The sequence below is a fragment of the Kitasatospora sp. NPDC059146 genome (assembly GCF_042786665.1).
Lineage (GTDB): Bacteria > Actinomycetota > Actinomycetes > Streptomycetales > Streptomycetaceae > Kitasatospora.
Genome location: NZ_JBHZCY010000015.1, coordinates 18936 through 35623 on the forward strand (window position 1 = coordinate 18936; position 16688 = coordinate 35623).

Here is a 16688-nt window from a genome sequence, read left to right on the forward strand (position 1 = left end):
GAGCCGGGCCGTTCAGACCGACATGTCCTGGGGGACGGCCGGTGCCGCCCCCGGGGTTGCCCCGGTTCCCGAAGCCGTCGGCGGGCCCTGGTACACGGCGGGCCTGGCGACCGCCCCCGGACCGGCCGCGGCCGGTCCGGTGTTCGCGCCGAAGCCGTCCGCCGTCGAGGTGTCGGTGTCGGTGGTCCGCTCGGCCATGGTGTGCAGTCCGGCGCCGACCTGGCCCACCTGGCCGGCCAGGGCCCTGAGCCCGCCGAGGAGTTCACCGTGCGCCGGGCCGTAGACGGCGGCGAAGGCGCTGCCCGGCTGGTCGGCGCCCCAGGGCGCGCCGAGCGCGGCCAGGTCCTTCTCCAAGGTGCCGACGGCCTTGCCGAGTTCGCGTCCGAGCTTCTCGAACTCCCTGCCCTCGCCGTGGAGTTCCCACGGTTTGAGGGCGAACCCGGTGCCGTCGCCGTCGGACTCGCCGGTGCTGCCGCCTGCCATCCCCGTACCTCCCCGTAGCGGACCGCGGCCGCCATCCTAGGCACGCGGCCGCCTCCGCCCGGCGGACGGCCGCACCTCTTCACCCCGCCTTCACCGCGTCCCGGGCGCGTGCCGGACGCGTCCCGGGCGCGCGGCGGGCGTCGCCCACCGGCCCGTACGCCCCCGCGAAGCTCTACCCTTGCCGGGTGGCACCAGCAGAAACGTCCAAGAAGAAGGCCAAGGCGAAGCCCCCGGCCGCCCCCGCCCCCGTCGACCTCGCGATGCCGACCCTGCGCCGCGAGATCCCGCGCGACGAGGTCCCGCTCGACTTCCCGCGCGCCTGGGTCGAGTTCGCCGACCCCGCCGACGAGGAGCAGGTCTTCCGCTGCGACCTGACCTGGCTGACCTCCCGCTGGTCCTGCGTCTTCGGCCAGGGCTGCCACGGCATCCGCGAGGGCCGCGGCGAGTCGGACGGCTGCTGCACGCTGGGCGCCCACTACTCGGACGAGGACGACGAGAAGCGCGTCCTCGGCCACGCGGCCCGGCTGACGCCCGAGCTGTGGGAGAACTTCGCCGAGGGCACCGACGCCAAGGGCCGGATCCGCAACGACGGCGGCGTCACCATGCTGGACGAGGACGGCGACCGCCAGACCCGCCGGGTCGACGGCGCCTGCATCTTCGTGAACAGCCCGGACTTCGCGGGCGGCGCCGGCTGCGCCCTGCACGCGCTGGCCCTCAAGGAGGGCCGCGAGCCGCTGGAGACCAAGCCGGACGTCTGCTGGCAGCTGCCGGTCCGCCGCACCTACGACTGGATCGACCGCCCCGACGACACCCGCTACCTCCAGGTGACGATCGGCGAGTACGACCGCCGCGGCTGGGGCCCGGGCGGCCACGACCTGCACTGGTGGTGCACCGGCGCCCCGGCCGCGCACCAAGGCGCGGTGGCGGTGTACGTCAGCTACCGCCCCGAGCTCACCGAGCTGATGGGCCGCGAGGCGTACGAGGTGCTGGCCCGGCTGTGCGAGGAGCGCATCGCCACCAAGGGCGACCGCAGGGTGGCCCCGCACCCGGCGGACCCGGTCAAGAAGGCCAAGGACAAGAAGTAGCGGCTGCGGGCCCGGTCCCCCTCAGGGGAGCCGGGCCTGCCGTCGGTAGACCGGTCGGTCCAGGCGGCCGTCGGTAGACCGGTCGGTCCAGAGCTACCAGTAGACCGGTCGGTCCAGACGACCCTCGGTAGACCGGTCGGTCCAGACAACCGTCAGTAGACCGGTCGGTCTATTTGTCGATGTCGCCGACCACGAAGAACATCGACCCGAGGATCGCCACCATGTCGGCGACCAGCGTCCCGGGCAGCAGCTCGGTGAGCGCCTGGATGTTGTTGAAGGACGCCGAGCGCAGCTTGAGCCGCCACGGCGTCTTGTCGCCGCGCGAGACCAGGTAGTAGCCGTTGACCCCGAGCGGGTTCTCGGTCCACGCGTAGGTGCTGCCCTCGGGCGCCTTGAGCACCTTGGGCAGCCGCTGGTTGACCGGGCCGGGCGGGAGGGTGGCGAGCTTGTCGAGGCAGGCGTCGGCGAGGTCCAGCGCGTTGCCGGTCTGCTCCAGCAGGCACTCGAAGCGGGCGAGGCAGTCGCCCTCCTCGCGGGTGACGACGGTGAGCACCTGCCGCAGTTCCTCGGAGCCGTACGCGAGGTAGGGCTCGTCGCGGCGCAGGTCGAGGTCGAGGCCGCTGGCCCGGGCGATCGGGCCGCTGACCCCGTACGCCTGCGCCTGGGCCGCGGTGAGCACGCCGACGCCGGCGGTGCGGGCGCGGAAGATCTCGTTGCCGAGGACGAGGTCCTCGAAGACCGGCAGCTGGGAGCGGACGGTGGCGACGGCGGCGCGGACCCGGCCGAGCCAGCCGGCCGGGAGGTCCTCCTTGAGGCCGCCGACCCGGTTGAACATGTAGTGCATCCGGCCGCCGGAGGCCTCCTCCAGCACGTGCTGGAGGTCCTCGCGGCCGGTGAAGGCGTGGAAGATCGGGGTGATCCCGCCGAGTTCCAGCGGGTAGGAGCCGAGGAACATCAGGTGGTTGAGCACCCGGTTGAGCTCGGCGAGCAGGGTGCGGATCCACACCGCCCGCTCGGGGACCTCCATGCCGAGCATCCGCTCGACGCCGAGCACCACGCCGAGTTCGTTGGAGAAGGCGGAGAGCCAGTCGTGCCGGTTGGCCAGCATGATGATCTGCCGGTAGTCACGGGCCTCGAACAGCTTCTCCGCGCCGCGGTGCATGTAGCCGATCACCGGCTCGGCGGTGACGATCCGCTCGCCGTCGAGCAGCAGGCGCAGCCGCAGCACGCCGTGGGTGGCCGGGTGCTGCGGGCCGATGTTGAGCACCATGTCGGTGGTGCCCGCCCCGCCGGTGAAGTTCTCGGCTCCCGCCCCGATGCCGACCGTGGTCTCCCTCATGACCCCAGAGTCTGCCATCCCGGCAGGGCCGCCAGGCTCGTCGGTACCGGCATGCGGACGGCTTGCAGGACCCAGCCGAAGCCGCCCAGCCCGGCCGGGTCGGTGAGTTCGGCCCCCTCCCCCGCGCCGCTGAGCGCCCGCAGGTAGCCGGCCGGGTCGGTGGAGGCGAGCGCCAGCGGCGGGCGCCCGCCGCTGACCCCGAGCGCGCGCAGGGCCTCGCGCTGCGTCGTCCACAGGCTGTGGAGACCGGGGACGGCGACGGCGTCCAGCGCCACGTGCGCGGTCACGTCGCGGGAGCCGTCCGGCACCGGGGCCACCTCCCGGCCGTCCCGGAAACCGGTGAAGGTCCCGAACGGCGGCCGCCGCCCGGCCGTGTGCCCGTAGTCGACGGCGACGGCCAGGCCGCGCTCCAGCCCGGCCACCGCCCGGGCCCAGGCGGCGTCCCGGGGCGCCCCGAACTCCACCACCTCCCCGGGCTCGACGGCCGGCCACCAGCGCTCGGCCCAGGCCGCGTCGGCCGCCGAGACGGGTTCGCCGAGGCGTTCCTCGCCGGTCGCGGTGTCCACCTCGCGGTAGCGCAGCACCCCGTCCTCGTCGACCTCCCCGGCGTCCAGCGGCACGTTGTCCAGCCACTCGTTGGCGAACAGCAGCCCGGTCACCCCGCGCGGCGGCTCCGTCGTCCACAGGGCTGTGGACGGGAGTCCGGCGGGCCGGTCGGCGAGCTCCACGCCGTACGGGCGCAGCCGGGCGAGCACCGGCCCGGGCAGTTCGGCCAGCACCCCGGCCAGCAGTTCCCCGCGCCCGGCCCCGACGTCGATCAGGGCCAGCTCCTCCGGACGACCGAGGGCCTCGTCAACCTCCAGCAGCAGCCGGGCCACCGCACGGGCGAACCTCGGCGAGGCGTGCACCGAGGTCCGGAAGTGCCCGGCCGGGCCCTCCGGCCTGCGGTAGAAGCCGCCGTCCCGGTCGTACAGGGCCCGTTCCATGGCGGGCGCCCACCGCATCCACGTCATGGGGCGGGACGCTACCCGCCGGTGCGCGGCCCCTCCCAACCGGAGCGGGGGCGTCTCCGACCTACGGAGTAGGACGGATCGCCCTACCGGCGGACCTGGGCACCTCGTGCGACTGCCTAGGCTGGACACGTGCATCGACTCAACGCCTGGCTCCGCCGTCACCCCATGGTGGTCGACGCCGTCTGGGCGTCGCTCGTGCTCTTCTTCGCCCTGGTGTCCGACAGTTCCTCCGACAGCGGCTGGCGCCTCAACTCCGAGATCCTGGTCGCGGTGCTGCTGCCGCTGCTGATGGTCTTCCGCCGGCGCTTCCCCGACGTCACCGTCGCCGCCGCCACCGGCGTCGGCCTCGGGCAGGTCGCCGCCGACATCGACCCGGGCGCCTCCTCCATCGCCTACCTGGTGTTCGCCTACACCGGCGCCGCCTTCGGCCAGAAGTGGACCTCCCGGCTCGCCCTGCTCGCCGGGCTCTCCGCCGGTCCGCTGGCGTTCTGGCGGATGCACCTGGTGAAGACGTCCACCACCGACCACACCGGGGTGTACGTCTCCCGGCCGTACGGTGTCGCCGAGGCGCTGCTGGTCACCGTGCTGATGAGCACCCCGTTCATCCTCTGCTGGGCCTGGGGCCGGCTGACCAGGGTGCGGCGCGCCTACCTGACCGAGCTGGAGGACCGCGCGGCCCGGCTGGAGCGCGAGCGGGACGCCCAGTCCAAGGTGGCCGTGGCGGCCGAGCGGGCCCGGATCGCCCGCGAGCTGCACGACGTGGTCGCGCACAACGTGTCGGTGATGATCGTCCAGGCCGACGGCGCCGCCTACGTGCTGGACAACTCCCCGCAGCAGGCGAAGGAGGCACTCGGCACGATCGCCTCCACCGGGCGGCAGGCCCTGGTCGAGATGCGCCGCCTGCTGGGCGTGCTGCGCACCGCCGGCACCGCCGAGGAGTACGTCCCGCAGCCGGGCGTCGAGGAGCTGCCCGACCTCCTGGAGCAGGTCCGCACGGCCGGGCTGGAGGTCGACTACGCGACCTCCGGGCACCCGCGCGAACTCCCCCGCGGCGTCGAGCTGACGGTCTACCGGATCGTCCAGGAGGCACTGACCAACGTCCGCAAGCACGGCGGCCCCGACGTGCACGCCCGGGTGGCGGTCGACTTCGGCGAACGCGAGCTGGCCGTCCTGGTGGAGGACGACGGCCGCGGCAGCACCGACGAACAACTGGCCGCCGGCGGCACGGACGGTCTGGGCCACGGCCTGATCGGCATGCGCGAGCGGGTCGGCATGGTCAGCGGGAGCCTCGACGTGGGCCCCCGCCCCGGCGGCGGCTTCCGGATCCGCGCCGTCCTCCCGCTCAAGGCGGCACACTAGCCCCCCGTCCTCTGTTAGGAGCCACCTTGACCATCCGCGTGATGCTCGTCGACGACCAGGAACTGCTGCGCACCGGCTTCCGGATGATCCTCCAGTCGCAGGGCGACATCGAGATCGCCGCCGAGGCGGGCGACGGCGCCCAGGCGCTGGAGCGGCTGCGGCACACGCAGGTGGACGTGATCCTGATGGACGTGCGGATGCCGCGCCTGGACGGTGTGCAGGCGACCCGCCGGATCTGCCTGGCCGAGGACGGCAGCCCGCTGCCGAACGCCCCGCACGTGCTCATCCTCACCACCTTCGACCTGGACGAGTACGCCTTCGCCGCGCTCAAGGCCGGGGCCAGCGGCTTCCTGCTCAAGGACGTCCCGCCGACCGAGCTGGTGGCCGCGATCCGCGCGGTGCACGGCGGGGACGCCGTGGTCGCCCCGACCACCACCCGGCGGATGATCGACCGCTTCGCCGAGGTGCTGCCGACCCCGCACAGCGCGCCGGGCTCGGACGTCCTGGGCCCGCTGACCGAGCGCGAGCGGGAGGTGTTCCTGCTGGTCGCCCAGGGCCTGTCGAACGGCGAGATCGCGGCCCGGCTGGTGCTCTCCGAGGCCACCGTGAAGACCCACGTCGGCCGGATCCTGGCCAAGCTGGGGCTGCGCGACCGGGTCCAGGCGGTGGTGCTGGCGTACGAGGCCGGGCTGATCCGGGCCGGGGCGTCCGACTAGGGCCTAGCCACGCCCAGGGACGACTGCCGGGGCCGCCCGTACACTGGGGCGGTACGTCCGGTACCCGACGCGGACCGGAACGGTCATTCAGGACAAGGGTGGACATGGATTCGTCCGACTTCGCCGACTTCGGAGAGTTCGCCCCGCTCGCCGACGGCCTCGGCGACCCCAGCAGCCGACCGGCCCGGCTCGCCGTCGGCGTGGTCGGCACCGGCCGGGTCGGCCCCGCGCTGGGCGCCGCCCTGCAGCTCGCCGGGCACACCGTGGTCGCCGCCTCCGGGGTGTCCGCCGCCTCCCGCCGCCGCGCCGAGTCCCTGCTGCCGGGCGTGCGGATCGTCACCCCGCCGCAGGTGATGGCCGCCGCCGACCTGGTGCTGCTGACCGTCCCGGACGACGCGCTCGCCGACCTGGTGGCCGGGCTGGTCGCCACCGGGGCGGTCCGCCCCGGCCAGCTGCTGGTGCACACCTCCGGCGCGCACGGCGTCGGCATCCTGGAGCCCGCCGCCCGGGCCGGGGCGCTGCCGCTGGCCCTGCACCCCGCGATGACCTTCACCGGCACCTCGGTGGACCTCGCCCGGCTGGCCGGCTGCCCCTTCGGGGTGACCGCCCCCGAGGAGCTGCGGCCGGTCGCCGAGGCGCTGGTGGTGGAGATGGGCGGCGAGCCCGAGTGGGTGCCCGAGGAGGTCCGCCCGCTCTACCACACCGCCCTCGCGCACGGCGCGAACCACCTGGTCACCCTGGTCGCCCAGGCGATGGACCTGCTGCGCACGGCCGGCGTCGCCGAGCCCGGCCGGATGCTCGGCCCGCTGCTCGGCGCCGCCCTGGACAACAGCCTGCGCTCCGGCGACGCGGCCCTCACCGGCCCGGTCGCCCGGGGCGACGCGGGCACCGTACGGCGCCACCTGGCGCAGCTCAGTACGGTGTCCCCGGACATCCCGGCGGCGTACCGGGCGATGGCCCGCGCCACCGCGCAACGGGCGCTCGCCAACGGGACGATCGACGACGCGTCGGCGGCGGCGCTGCTGGACGTACTGAACGAGGAGAAGCACTGATGGCACGCGGGAAGCAGCCGAGCAAGGCCCAGCGGGCGCCGAAGGTCCACCGGGCCGTCGTCACCCACACCGTGGACGACTTCGAGGCCGCGTTCTGGCCGGACGAGAGCCCGGTGGACAACGCCGTGGTGATGACCATGGGCGCCCTGCACGAGGGCCACGCCGCGCTGGTCCGGGCCGCCCGCAAGCAGGTCGGCCGGGAGGGCCGGGTCGCGGTCACGGTCTTCGTCAACCCGCTGCAGTTCGGCCCGGCCGAGGACCTGGAGCGCTACCCGCGCACCCTGGACGCCGACGTCAAGCTGGCCGAGGAGAACGGCGCCGACGTGGTGTTCGCGCCGTCCGTCGAGGAGGTCTACCCGAACGGCGAGCCGCAGGTGCGCCTGGCGGCCGGCCCGATGGGCGGGCGCTTCGAGGGCGCCACCCGCCCCGGCCACTTCGACGGGGTGCTGACCGTCGTCGCCAAGCTGCTGCACATCACCGACCCGGACTTCGCCTTCTTCGGCGAGAAGGACGCCCAGCAGCTGGCGCTCATCCAGCGGATGGTCGCCGACCTGGACTTCGACGTCGAGATCGTCGGCGTGCCGACCGTCCGCGAGGAGGACGGCCTGGCGCTGTCCTCGCGCAACCGCTACCTCTCCGAGGAGGAGCGCACCCGCGCCCTCGCCCTGTCCAAGGCCCTGTTCGCCGGCCGGGACGTCGCCGCGCAGGGCCCGAAGGCCGTACGCGAGGCCGCCTCCGCCGTCCTGGACGGCGCCGAGGGCGTCACCCTCGACTACCTCGCCCTGATCGACCCGCACGACTTCTCCGAGGCGGCGGACGACTTCCAGGGCGAGGCGGTGCTGGCCGTCGCCGCACAGGTGGGCTCGACCCGCCTGATCGACAACGTTCACGTCATCTGCCGCTAGGCAGCTGACCGTCCAGCACGGAATCGTTCGCTGAACAGTTCGCCGAACAGGTAGTTCAACCCCTCAGGCATGCACTCACAGGAGGCGTGACCCGCAATGCTCCGCACCATGCTCAAGTCCAAGATCCACCGGGCCACCGTGACCCAGGCCGACCTGCACTACGTCGGCTCGGTCACGGTGGACGAGGACCTGCTCGACGCCGCCGACCTGCTCCCCGGCGAGCTGGTCCACATCGTCGACATCAACAACGGCGCCCGGCTGGAGACGTACACCATCGCCGGCCCGCGCGGCACCGGCGTGATCGGCATCAACGGCGCCGCCGCCCGCCTGGTCCACCCGGGCGACCTCGTCATACTCATCGCCTACGGGCAGATGAACACGGCCGAGGCCAAGGGCTACGAGCCGAAGGTGGTCTTCGTGGACGGGAACAACCGGATCACCGGCTTCGGCGGCGACCCGGCGCAGGCCCCGGAGGGCAGCGGACTGCTCCGCGGCGACGCGGCGTACCGTGACGAGGACGGCGCGGCCACCACGGCCACGCGCTGAAGGAGCCACTGAGTCATGTCCGCTACGCACCGCCTCACCGCCCCGGCCCCGGGCTGGACCGCCGCCACCGACGTGGTCGTGGTCGGCTCCGGCATCGCCGGTCTCACCGTCGCCCTCAACGTCCGCAAGGCCGGCCTGCGGGCCATGGTGGTCACCAAGGCGGTGCTGGACGAGGGCTCCACCCGCTGGGCCCAGGGCGGCATAGCCGCCGCCCTGGGCGAGGGGGACACCCCGGAGCAGCACCTGGACGACACCCTGGTGGCCGGCGCCGGCGTCTGCGACGAGGAGGCCGTCCGCACCCTGGTCACCGAGGGCCCGGACGCCGTCCGCCGGCTGATCGCCGTCGGCGCGGCCTTCGACCGCGACGCGGACGGCGAGATCCTGCTCACCCGCGAGGGCGGCCACCACCGCCACCGGATCGTGCACGCGGGCGGGGACGCCACCGGCGCGGAGGTCTCCCGCGCCCTGGTCGCCGCCGTCCGCAGCGACCCGGACCTCGAACTGATCGAGCACGCGCTCGTCCTCGACCTGCTGACCGACGCCGAGGGCCACACCGCCGGGCTGACCCTGCACGTGATGGGCGAGGGCCAGCGCGACGGCGTCGGCGCCGTCCGGGCCCGCGCCGTGGTGCTCGCCACCGGTGGCCTGGGGCAGGTCTTCTCCGCCACCACCAACCCGGCCGTCTCCACCGGCGACGGCGTGGCCCTGGCCCTGCGGGCCGGCGCCGCCGCCGCCGACCTGGAGTTCGTCCAGTTCCACCCGACCGTGCTCTGGCTCGGCCCGGACGCCGCGGGCCAGCAGCCGCTGGTCTCCGAGGCCGTGCGCGGCGAGGGCGCCCACCTGGTGGACGCGGACGGCGTGCGCTTCATGGTCGGCCAGCACGAGCTGGCCGAACTCGCCCCGCGCGACATCGTCGCCAAGGCCATCACCCGGCGCATGCAGGAGCAGGGCTCCGACCACATGTTCCTGGACGGGCGGCACTTCGGGGCCGAGATGTGGGAGCACCGCTTCCCCACCATCCTGGCCTCCTGCCGCTCGCACGGCATCGACCCGGTCACCGAGCCGATCCCGATCGCCCCGGCCGCGCACCACGCCGCCGGCGGCGTCCGCACCGACCGGCACGGCCGTACCTCCGTCCCCGGCCTGTACGCCTGCGGCGAGGTCGCCTGCACCGGGGTGCACGGCGCCAACCGGCTGGCCTCCAACTCCCTGCTGGAGGGCCTGGTCTTCGCCGAGCGGATCGCCGCCGACCTGGCCGAGCGGCACGCGGCCGGCGAACTGCCCGAGCGCACCGTGGACGTGGCCGCCGCGCAGGCCGCCCGGCCGGTGCCGCTGCCGGCCTCCGAGGCGCGCGCCGAGATCCAGCGGCTGATGTCGCGCGGCGCGGGCGTGCTGCGCTCGGCCGCCTCGCTGGCCGACGCCGCGGCCGGGCTGGCCCTGCTCGGCGAGCAGGCCCGCTCCCACGTGGCCGAGGAGAAGCCGGCCGACCCCCGGGTGGAGACCTGGGAGGCCGCCAACCTGCTGCTGGTCGCCACCGCCCTGGTGGCGGCCGCCGCGCAGCGCGAGGAGACCCGCGGCGGCCACTGGCGCGAGGACTTCCCCGAACGCGACGACGCCCACTGGCGGCGCCACCTGATCACCACCCTCGCCGCCTCCGGCGACCCCGTCAGCACTCCCGAGGAGCAGTAGAACCATGACCCACGCGCACGAGGAACTCCCCCTGGCCGACCAGGGCGGCTGCGGCGACGGCTGCGCCTGCGGGGACGGCGAGGGCTACGAGACCGGCCTGGACCCGCAGCTGGCCGAGCTGCTGGAGGAGGCCGGGCTGGACCCGATCGAGGTCGAGGACATCGCCACCCTGGCGCTGGCCGAGGACCTGGCCGGCGGCGAGGACGTCACCTCGGTGGCCACCGTGCCCGCCGACGCGGTCGCGACCGCCGACTTCACCGCCCGCCAGGCCGGTGTGGTGGCCGGCCTGCGGGTCGCCGAGGCGGTCGTCTCGCTGGTCTGCGAGGAGGAGTTCGAGGTCGAGCGGCACGTCCAGGACGGCGACCGGGTGGAGGCCGGCCAGGTGCTGCTGTCGGTCCGCTCGCGCACCCGCGACCTGCTGACCGCCGAGCGCAGCGCGCTCAACCTGCTCTGCCGCCTGTCCGGCATCGCCACCGCGACCCGGGCCTGGGCGGACGCCCTGGAGGGCACCGGCGCGGTCGTCCGGGACACCCGCAAGACCACCCCGGGCCTGCGCGCCCTGGAGAAGTTCGCGGTCCGCTGCGGCGGCGGCGCCAACCACCGGATGGCGCTCTCGGACGCCGCCCTGGTGAAGGACAACCACGTGGTCGCCGCGGGCGGCGTGGCCGAGGCCTTCCGGGCCGTCCGGGCCGCGTACCCGGAGCTGGCGGTCGAGGTCGAGGTGGACGAGCTGGCGCAGATCCCCCCGGTGCTGGAGGCCGGTGCGGACCTGATCCTGCTGGACAACTTCACCGTCGAGCAGTTGAAGGAGGCCGTCGCGCTGGTGGCCGGCCGGGCGAAGCTGGAGGCCTCCGGCGGACTGACCCTGGCCGGCGCGCGCGAGGTCGCCCAGACTGGTGTCGACTACCTGGCCGTGGGCGCGCTGACCCACTCCTCGCCGATCCTGGACATCGGCCTGGACCTGCGCGCCTGACCGTCAGGTCGAGAGCGGTTCCTGCCCCGATCCCGTCCCGACTCGCAGAAAGCGTTCCCGTGCTCCTCACCATCGACGTCGGCAACACCCAGACCACGCTCGGCCTGTTCGACGGCGAGGAAGTGGTGGAACACTGGCGGATCTCCACCGATCCGCGCCGCACGGCCGACGAACTGGCGGTGCTGCTGCACGGGTTGACGGGCAGTCGCACCGCGGTCCGGGAGGCCGCGGTGGAGGGCCTGGCGATCTGCTCCTCCGTCCCCGCCGTGCTCCACGAGCTCCGCGAGGTGACCCGCCGCTACTACGGCGACGTCCCCGCGGTGATCGTGGAGCCCGGCGTGAAGACCGGGGTGCACGTCCTGATGGACAACCCCAAGGAGGTCGGCGCGGACCGGATCGTCAACGCGCTGGCCGCCAACCACCTGTACGGCGGCCCGTGCATCGTGGTCGACTTCGGCACCGCGACCACCTTCGACGCCGTCAACGCGCGCGGCGACTACGTGGGCGGCGCGATCGCCCCCGGCATCGAGATCTCGGTCGAGGCGCTCGGCGTCCGCGGCGCCCAGCTGCGCAAGATCGAGCTGGCCCGGCCGCGCAACGTGATCGGGAAGAACACCGTCGAGGGCATGCAGTCCGGCATCCTCTACGGCTTCGCCGGTCAGGTCGACGGCCTGGTCGAGCGGATGGCCCGGGAGCTGGCCAAGGACCCGGACGACGTCCAGGTGATCGCCACCGGCGGGCTCGCCCCGCTGGTCCTCGGCGAGGCCACCACCATCGACGAGCACGAGCCCTGGCTGACCCTGATCGGCCTGCGCCTGGTGTACGAGCGCAACCGGCCGAGCTGACCCCGCCCGCCGTCCCCGCTGCCCCGCACCCCCGGTCACTCGGCTGACCCGGTGGGTGCGGGGCAGCGTCACAGGCTTGGCGAAAGGTTTCTCCAGCGGGCCGACCGCGCGGAATTCCGCGCGACGTTACCGACAAATCGGATATTCCTCACGTAGTGTCAACCCATGCCTACGCCACACGGATCGCGCGGCGGCATGGCCTTCAGCGCCGACGAAGTCCGCGTGCTGCGCCGAGCCCTCGCCCAAGCCCTGCACCCCGCCGTCCCCGTCCACCTCCAGGCCCCCGACCGGACGGCGCTCGCCGGGCCCGGCGCCGAGCTGTGGGCGGAGGACGTCCAGGACGCCCTGCACCTGACCGAGGCCATCGACGAGGCCGTCCAGGAGGGCGGCCGGCTGCGCGCCTTCCTGCTCGCCGACCTCGGCCGCTACCGCGCCGCCCTGCCCGGCAGCGCCCCCGGCTACCTGGAGCGCCTGGAGGAGGCGGTGACCGACGGCTACCTGCCCGGACCCGAGGACCTCACCGCCCTGCGCGGGCTGACCCGCCAGCCCTGCGGCCACGGCGAGCGGGCCCGCCGCTCCCGGCTCGCCGGGCGCTGCCACGCCCTGGCCGAGGCCGCCGTCCGTGAGCGCCTGGCGCTCTCCACCGGGCAGCCGCGCCACCTGGTGGCCGTACCGAACCCCGCCGCACCACCCAGCAGTCACCCCACCCCTGTAGGAGGACGGATCACGATGAGCAGCACCGACTCCCGGGACTCCCGCCCGGAGCAGCCCGCCGCCGCGCAGACCCCGCCCCGCCCGCACCGGATGCCCACCCCGGCCGAACTCTTCGGCCGCCGCCCCAAGCCTCCGGCCCGGCCCGCCCCGGAGGCCGGGCGGGACGGCGAGGAGGTCGAGCTCGCCACCGGCACCGGCTGAGCCGCCCGCACCCGCCCCGGAGGGGAGGCCGTCGGTCCGACGGCCTCCCCTCCGGCGATATCCGGTCGCGGAGCACCGTGTGTGGCTGGCTACCCTTGTGGGGTGAGCGATCAGAGCCTTGTCCCCGCGACCGACGACCTTCCCGAGCAGATGCGCGTCCGGCGCGAGAAGCTGGACCGGCTCCGGGCGGCCGGGGTCGACCCGTACCCGGTCGGATTCCCCCGCACCAGCACCATCGCGGACCTGCGTGCCAAGCACCCGGACCTCGAACCCGACACCGCGACCGGCGAGCGCGCCGGCATCACCGGCCGGGTGATCCTGTCCCGCACCGGCGGCAAGCTCTGCTTCGCCACCCTGCGCGACGGCTCCGGCGACCTCCAGGTGATGTTCTCCCTGGACAAGCTCGGCGCCGAGCGGCTGGCGGCCTGGAAGTCCGACATCGACCTGGGCGACCAGGTCGGCGTCGAGGGCGAGGTGATCACCTCCAAGCGCGGCGAGCTGTCGGTGATGGTGGACCGCTGGGAGCTCACCGCCAAGTGCCTGCGCCCGCTGCCGGACAAGCACAAGGGCCTGACCGACCCGGAGGCCCGGGTCCGCCAGCGCTACGTCGACCTGATCGTGAACCCCGAGGCGCGCCAGATCCTGCACCTGCGCAGCAAGGTCGTCCGCTCGATCCGCCGCACCTACGAGGACCGCGGCTACATCGAGGTCGAGACCCCGATGCTGCAGCCGGTGCACGGCGGCGCCAACGCGCGTCCGTTCAAGACGCACATCAACGCGTACGACATCGACCTCTACATGCGCATCGCCCCCGAGCTGTACCTCAAGCGGCTGGTGGTCGGCGGCGCCGAGAAGGTCTTCGAGATCAACCGCAACTTCCGCAACGAGGGCGCGGACTCCACCCACAACCCGGAGTTCACCTCGCTGGAGTCGTACGAGGCCTACGGCGACTACGACACCCAGGCCGAGCTGATCCGCGCGACGATCGTCAACGCCGCCCGGGACGCCCTGGGCACCACGGTGATCAAGGGCCTCGACCCGCACGGCGTGGAGCACGAGATCGACCTGGCCGAGCCGTGGGCGGAGGTCAGCGTCTACCCGGGCATCTCCGCCCACCTGGGCGTCGAGGTCACCCCGGAGACCTCCGTCGAGGAGCTGCGCGCGCTGGCCACCGAGCACGGCATCCCGTTCGAGAAGAACTGGGGCCACGGCCAGATCGTGCTGGAGATGGTGGAGCGCCTGCTGGAGGAGAACGCCGTCCGGCCGACCTTCATCAAGGACTACCCGACCGAGGTCTCCCCGCTGACCCGCCAGCACCGCTCGGTCGCGGGCGTGGCCGAGAAGTGGGACCTGGTGATCTTCGGCACCGAGATCGGCACCGCCTACTCCGAGCTGGTCGACCCGGTCGAGCAGCGCGCCCGCCTGACCGCGCAGTCCCTGCTGGCCGCCGGCGGCGACGTCGAGGCGATGCAGGTGGACGAGGACTTCCTGCGCGCCCTGGAGTACGCGATGCCCCCGACCGGTGGCCTGGGCCTCGGCGTGGACCGCCTGATCATGCTGCTGACCGGCAAGAACATCCGGGAGACCGTGCTCTTCCCGCTGGTGAAGCCGGAGCCGAAGGCCTCCGCCGCCGCGGCGGAGAAGACCGAGGAGGAGTGACCTGATGGACTACGTCAGCGCGATCGTGCCGCCGCTGGTCATGGCGATCGGCTTCGGATTCCTGGTGCGGGCCATCATCCGCAGCCAGGGCGGGGCCCAGAAGGCCAAGGAAGACACCGACTGATCGACTGGCGTCGTCAGCCGCTCCGAACCACCCGCGCCGCCATTCCCGATTCCCGGGGGTGGCGGCGCGCCGGTTTGGCGCACTTCACAAGATTTGCCCCATTCACTCCCTATCCTGGCCGCACTATGGTCCGGCAACTCGGCGAACTTGAGAACGCCATCATGACCCGGGTGTGGCGGTGGAACCGACCGGTGACGGTTCGCGAGGTTCTCCTGGATCTGCAGTCGGAACGCGAAATCGCGTACACCACGGTGATGACCGTCCTGGACAAGCTGCACAGAAAGGGCTGGCTGCGCCGCGAGCGGGTGGGCCGGGCCTATCGATATGAACCGGTCTCCTCGCGTGAGGCGTACACGGCGGCCCTGATGAACGACGCCTGGGCCACCGGCGACAATCCCGCGGCGGCCCTGGTCCACTTCTTCGGCCTGATGTCGCCGGAGCAGCGCGAGGCCCTCCGGGACGCCTTGCGGGTCGCGGCCTTGTTCCCGCCCGATCCAGCGGCGGATCAGCCCGCCCCGGATTCCCCCGCGGACGGCCCCGATACCGGCGGAGCGGATACCGGGGAGACCCCGCCGGGCGCGACGCGATAACGTCCCGCCATGGAGGTCACCATCCGCCGCGCGCGGACCACGGACGTACGGGCCGTACGCGGGCTCATCGACGCCTACTCGCGCGACGGCATTCTGCTCGACAAGCCCACAGTCACACTGTTCGAATCCGTCCAGGAGTTCTGGGTCGCGGAACGCGACGACAACGGCGCGGTGGTGGCCTGCGGCGCCCTGCACGTGATGTGGGAGGACCTCGCCGAGGTCCGCACCCTCGCGGTCGATCCGTCCTGCCGGGGCTTCGGGATCGGGCACGTGCTGTTGGAGAAGCTGGTGCAGACCGCCCGCTGGCTGGGCGTCCGTCGGATTTTCTGCTTGACGTTCGAGGTTCCGTTCTTCGCGAAACACGGTTTCGTCGAGATCGGGGAGCTCCAGGAAACCGATGATGGTACGACAGACCCGGCGGCGATCGCTACGGACGTCTATGAAGAACTCCTCCGCTCGTACGATGAAGGTGTCGCGGAGTTCCTCGACCTGGAGCGGGTGAAGCCCAACACACTGGGCAACTCACGCATGCTGCTGCACCTCTGAGCGGCTCCGCGCCGGTCAAGGGTTTGTGTTTTCCGCAGAAAGGCGCTTTCCTTTCCTTAGGCAATGGGTCGTTTAGCGGAAAGGGAAGCCCGTGGCACAGAGGGTGCAGGTCATTCTTGAAGACGATCTCGATGGCGGTTCGGCGGACGAGACGGTGACGTTCGCGCTCGACGGCGTTGCCTACGAGATCGATCTGAAGAGCGCCAACGCGGACAAGCTGCGCGGTCTGCTGGCGCCCTACCTGGAGAAGGGCCGCAAGCAGAGCGGCCGGCTGGCCGGGCCCCGCCGCCCGGGCCGCGCCGCCGCTGCGCGGCCGTCCGGCAGCGCTCCCGACACCGCGAAGGTCCGCGCGTGGGCCAAGGAGCAGGGCATGGAGGTCAACGACCGCGGCCGGGTGCCGAGCACCGTCCGCGAGGCCTACGACAAGGCCAACGTGGCCTGACCCCGGCGCCACCACCGGCCCGCCGGAGCGGATGCGGGGCCCCGGCGGCCGCGTACGGCACCGACGACACACGCGCGGGGCGCGGAGGTGACACCTCCGCGCCCCGCGGCGCGCACCGGGCCGGCCGCCGCACCGGGGGCCCCGGGGCCCGGGCCTGCCCGGCCGGCCGGGGCTGCGGGCTCGGGCGGCGGAACAATCACGAGCTGTGCAACGCTGTAGGGGCGAAGCGGTAACGCGGACACCCCGGGATGGCGTACGACCGTCCCCGGCCGCCGTCGAACCACCGTCACCGCGGCCGGACTTCTCGCCAGGCGAACACCGCCACCGCGGAAACTGCGCGAGAACCGCCCCGATACCGGGTATGAATGCAGGTGGACGGGTGCTTCGACCCGTCCAGGGGCAGCATG

17 protein-coding genes are annotated in these 16688 nt (G+C 73.4%); 14 read left to right on the forward strand and 3 right to left on the reverse strand.

Annotation, left to right across the window (positions count from 1 at the left end):
• Nucleotides 1-12 precede the first annotated feature (12 nt).
• Nucleotides 13-483 (reverse strand): hypothetical protein, encoded by a 471-nt coding sequence (locus ACFXPX_RS09370; RefSeq protein ID WP_380640370.1) that lies wholly within the window; start codon nucleotides 481-483, stop codon nucleotides 13-15.
• A gap of 260 nt (nucleotides 484-743) precedes the next feature.
• Between ACFXPX_RS09370 and ACFXPX_RS09375 the strand changes: the two genes are divergently transcribed.
• The gene (locus tag ACFXPX_RS09375; RefSeq protein ID WP_380522919.1) at nucleotides 744-1568 is read left to right on the forward strand and encodes a hypothetical protein; all 825 of its coding nucleotides are present in this window, start codon (nucleotides 744-746) and stop codon (nucleotides 1566-1568) included.
• 169 nt (nucleotides 1569-1737) lie between these two features.
• Here ACFXPX_RS09375 and ACFXPX_RS09380 read toward each other — a convergent pair whose 3' ends face one another.
• Nucleotides 1738-2907 carry an NADH-quinone oxidoreductase subunit D gene (locus tag ACFXPX_RS09380; protein ID WP_375881712.1) on the reverse strand — a complete coding sequence of 390 codons (1170 nt, stop codon included), beginning with the start codon at nucleotides 2905-2907 and terminating at the stop codon, nucleotides 1738-1740.
• The gene (locus tag ACFXPX_RS09385; RefSeq protein ID WP_375881710.1) at nucleotides 2904-3920 is read right to left on the reverse strand and encodes an SAM-dependent methyltransferase; all 1017 of its coding nucleotides are present in this window, start codon (nucleotides 3918-3920) and stop codon (nucleotides 2904-2906) included. Before ACFXPX_RS09385 ends, ACFXPX_RS09380 begins: the two co-directional genes overlap by 4 nt.
• 165 nt (nucleotides 3921-4085) lie before the next feature.
• Here ACFXPX_RS09385 and ACFXPX_RS09390 point away from each other — a divergent pair, with 165 nt between their 5' ends.
• The 13 genes from ACFXPX_RS09390 to ACFXPX_RS09450 all read left to right on the forward strand — a co-directional run bounded on the left by ACFXPX_RS09390 (nucleotide 4086) and on the right by ACFXPX_RS09450 (nucleotide 16281).
• Nucleotides 4086-5279, forward strand: a complete 1194-nt coding sequence (locus tag ACFXPX_RS09390) for a sensor histidine kinase (RefSeq protein WP_375882323.1) — start codon at nucleotides 4086-4088, stop codon at nucleotides 5277-5279.
• Between the two features lie 26 nt (nucleotides 5280-5305).
• Nucleotides 5306-5995: a response regulator gene (locus ACFXPX_RS09395; protein ID WP_375881707.1), complete on the forward strand. Its 690-nt coding sequence runs from the start codon at nucleotides 5306-5308 to the stop codon at nucleotides 5993-5995.
• A gap of 104 nt (nucleotides 5996-6099) precedes the next feature.
• Complete coding sequence (locus ACFXPX_RS09400) at nucleotides 6100-7047, forward strand: Rossmann-like and DUF2520 domain-containing protein (protein ID WP_375881705.1); 948 nt, start codon at nucleotides 6100-6102, stop codon at nucleotides 7045-7047.
• On the forward strand, nucleotides 7047-7952 hold the full coding sequence (panC, locus tag ACFXPX_RS09405; RefSeq protein ID WP_375881702.1) for a pantoate--beta-alanine ligase: 906 nt from the start codon (nucleotides 7047-7049) through the stop codon (nucleotides 7950-7952). The genes ACFXPX_RS09400 and panC overlap by 1 nt, the downstream gene beginning before the upstream one ends.
• A gap of 96 nt (nucleotides 7953-8048) precedes the next feature.
• Nucleotides 8049-8498 carry an aspartate 1-decarboxylase gene (panD, locus tag ACFXPX_RS09410; protein WP_380640372.1) on the forward strand — a complete coding sequence of 150 codons (450 nt, stop codon included), beginning with the start codon at nucleotides 8049-8051 and terminating at the stop codon, nucleotides 8496-8498.
• Nucleotides 8499-8513: 15 nt separating this feature from the next.
• The gene (locus ACFXPX_RS09415) at nucleotides 8514-10187 is read left to right on the forward strand and encodes an L-aspartate oxidase (RefSeq protein WP_380522910.1); all 1674 of its coding nucleotides are present in this window, start codon (nucleotides 8514-8516) and stop codon (nucleotides 10185-10187) included.
• 4 nt (nucleotides 10188-10191) lie between these two features.
• Nucleotides 10192-11160 carry a carboxylating nicotinate-nucleotide diphosphorylase gene (gene nadC / locus ACFXPX_RS09420; RefSeq protein ID WP_375881694.1) on the forward strand — a complete coding sequence of 323 codons (969 nt, stop codon included), beginning with the start codon at nucleotides 10192-10194 and terminating at the stop codon, nucleotides 11158-11160.
• 59 nt (nucleotides 11161-11219) lie between these two features.
• Entirely contained in the window at nucleotides 11220-12005 is a 786-nt protein-coding gene (locus tag ACFXPX_RS09425; RefSeq protein ID WP_375881691.1) for a type III pantothenate kinase, read from the forward strand.
• A gap of 165 nt (nucleotides 12006-12170) precedes the next feature.
• Nucleotides 12171-12920 (forward strand): hypothetical protein, encoded by a 750-nt coding sequence (locus ACFXPX_RS09430; protein ID WP_375881688.1) that lies wholly within the window; start codon nucleotides 12171-12173, stop codon nucleotides 12918-12920.
• A gap of 102 nt (nucleotides 12921-13022) precedes the next feature.
• On the forward strand, nucleotides 13023-14579 hold the full coding sequence (lysX, locus tag ACFXPX_RS09435) for a bifunctional lysylphosphatidylglycerol synthetase/lysine--tRNA ligase LysX (protein WP_380640374.1): 1557 nt from the start codon (nucleotides 13023-13025) through the stop codon (nucleotides 14577-14579).
• A gap of 249 nt (nucleotides 14580-14828) precedes the next feature.
• The gene (locus ACFXPX_RS09440) at nucleotides 14829-15293 is read left to right on the forward strand and encodes a BlaI/MecI/CopY family transcriptional regulator (RefSeq protein ID WP_375881683.1); all 465 of its coding nucleotides are present in this window, start codon (nucleotides 14829-14831) and stop codon (nucleotides 15291-15293) included.
• A gap of 9 nt (nucleotides 15294-15302) precedes the next feature.
• On the forward strand, nucleotides 15303-15839 hold the full coding sequence (locus ACFXPX_RS09445) for an amino-acid N-acetyltransferase (protein ID WP_375881681.1): 537 nt from the start codon (nucleotides 15303-15305) through the stop codon (nucleotides 15837-15839).
• A gap of 91 nt (nucleotides 15840-15930) precedes the next feature.
• Nucleotides 15931-16281 carry an Lsr2 family protein gene (locus ACFXPX_RS09450; protein WP_375881678.1) on the forward strand — a complete coding sequence of 117 codons (351 nt, stop codon included), beginning with the start codon at nucleotides 15931-15933 and terminating at the stop codon, nucleotides 16279-16281.
• Nucleotides 16282-16688 lie beyond the last annotated feature (407 nt).

Excerpts from the sequence above, each read along its gene's own strand:
- nadC (WP_375881694.1), top strand. The coding sequence starts at position 10,192 with ATGACCCACGCGCACGAGGAACTCCCCCTGGCCGACCAGGGCGGCTGC.
- ACFXPX_RS09445 (WP_375881681.1), top strand. The coding sequence starts at position 15,303 with ATGGAGGTCACCATCCGCCGCGCGCGGACCACGGACGTACGGGCCGTA.
- panD (WP_380640372.1), top strand. The coding sequence starts at position 8,049 with ATGCTCCGCACCATGCTCAAGTCCAAGATCCACCGGGCCACCGTGACC.
- ACFXPX_RS09440 (WP_375881683.1), top strand. The coding sequence starts at position 14,829 with ATGGTCCGGCAACTCGGCGAACTTGAGAACGCCATCATGACCCGGGTG.
- ACFXPX_RS09415 (WP_380522910.1), top strand. The coding sequence starts at position 8,514 with ATGTCCGCTACGCACCGCCTCACCGCCCCGGCCCCGGGCTGGACCGCC.
- panC (WP_375881702.1), top strand. The coding sequence starts at position 7,047 with ATGGCACGCGGGAAGCAGCCGAGCAAGGCCCAGCGGGCGCCGAAGGTC.
- ACFXPX_RS09375 (WP_380522919.1), top strand. The coding sequence starts at position 744 with ATGCCGACCCTGCGCCGCGAGATCCCGCGCGACGAGGTCCCGCTCGAC.
- ACFXPX_RS09400 (WP_375881705.1), top strand. The coding sequence starts at position 6,100 with ATGGATTCGTCCGACTTCGCCGACTTCGGAGAGTTCGCCCCGCTCGCC.
- ACFXPX_RS09370 (WP_380640370.1), bottom strand. The coding sequence starts at position 483 with ATGGCAGGCGGCAGCACCGGCGAGTCCGACGGCGACGGCACCGGGTTC.
- ACFXPX_RS09430 (WP_375881688.1), top strand. The coding sequence starts at position 12,171 with ATGCCTACGCCACACGGATCGCGCGGCGGCATGGCCTTCAGCGCCGAC.
- ACFXPX_RS09390 (WP_375882323.1), top strand. The coding sequence starts at position 4,086 with ATGGTGGTCGACGCCGTCTGGGCGTCGCTCGTGCTCTTCTTCGCCCTG.
- ACFXPX_RS09380 (WP_375881712.1), bottom strand. The coding sequence starts at position 2,907 with ATGAGGGAGACCACGGTCGGCATCGGGGCGGGAGCCGAGAACTTCACC.
- ACFXPX_RS09385 (WP_375881710.1), bottom strand. The coding sequence starts at position 3,920 with ATGACGTGGATGCGGTGGGCGCCCGCCATGGAACGGGCCCTGTACGAC.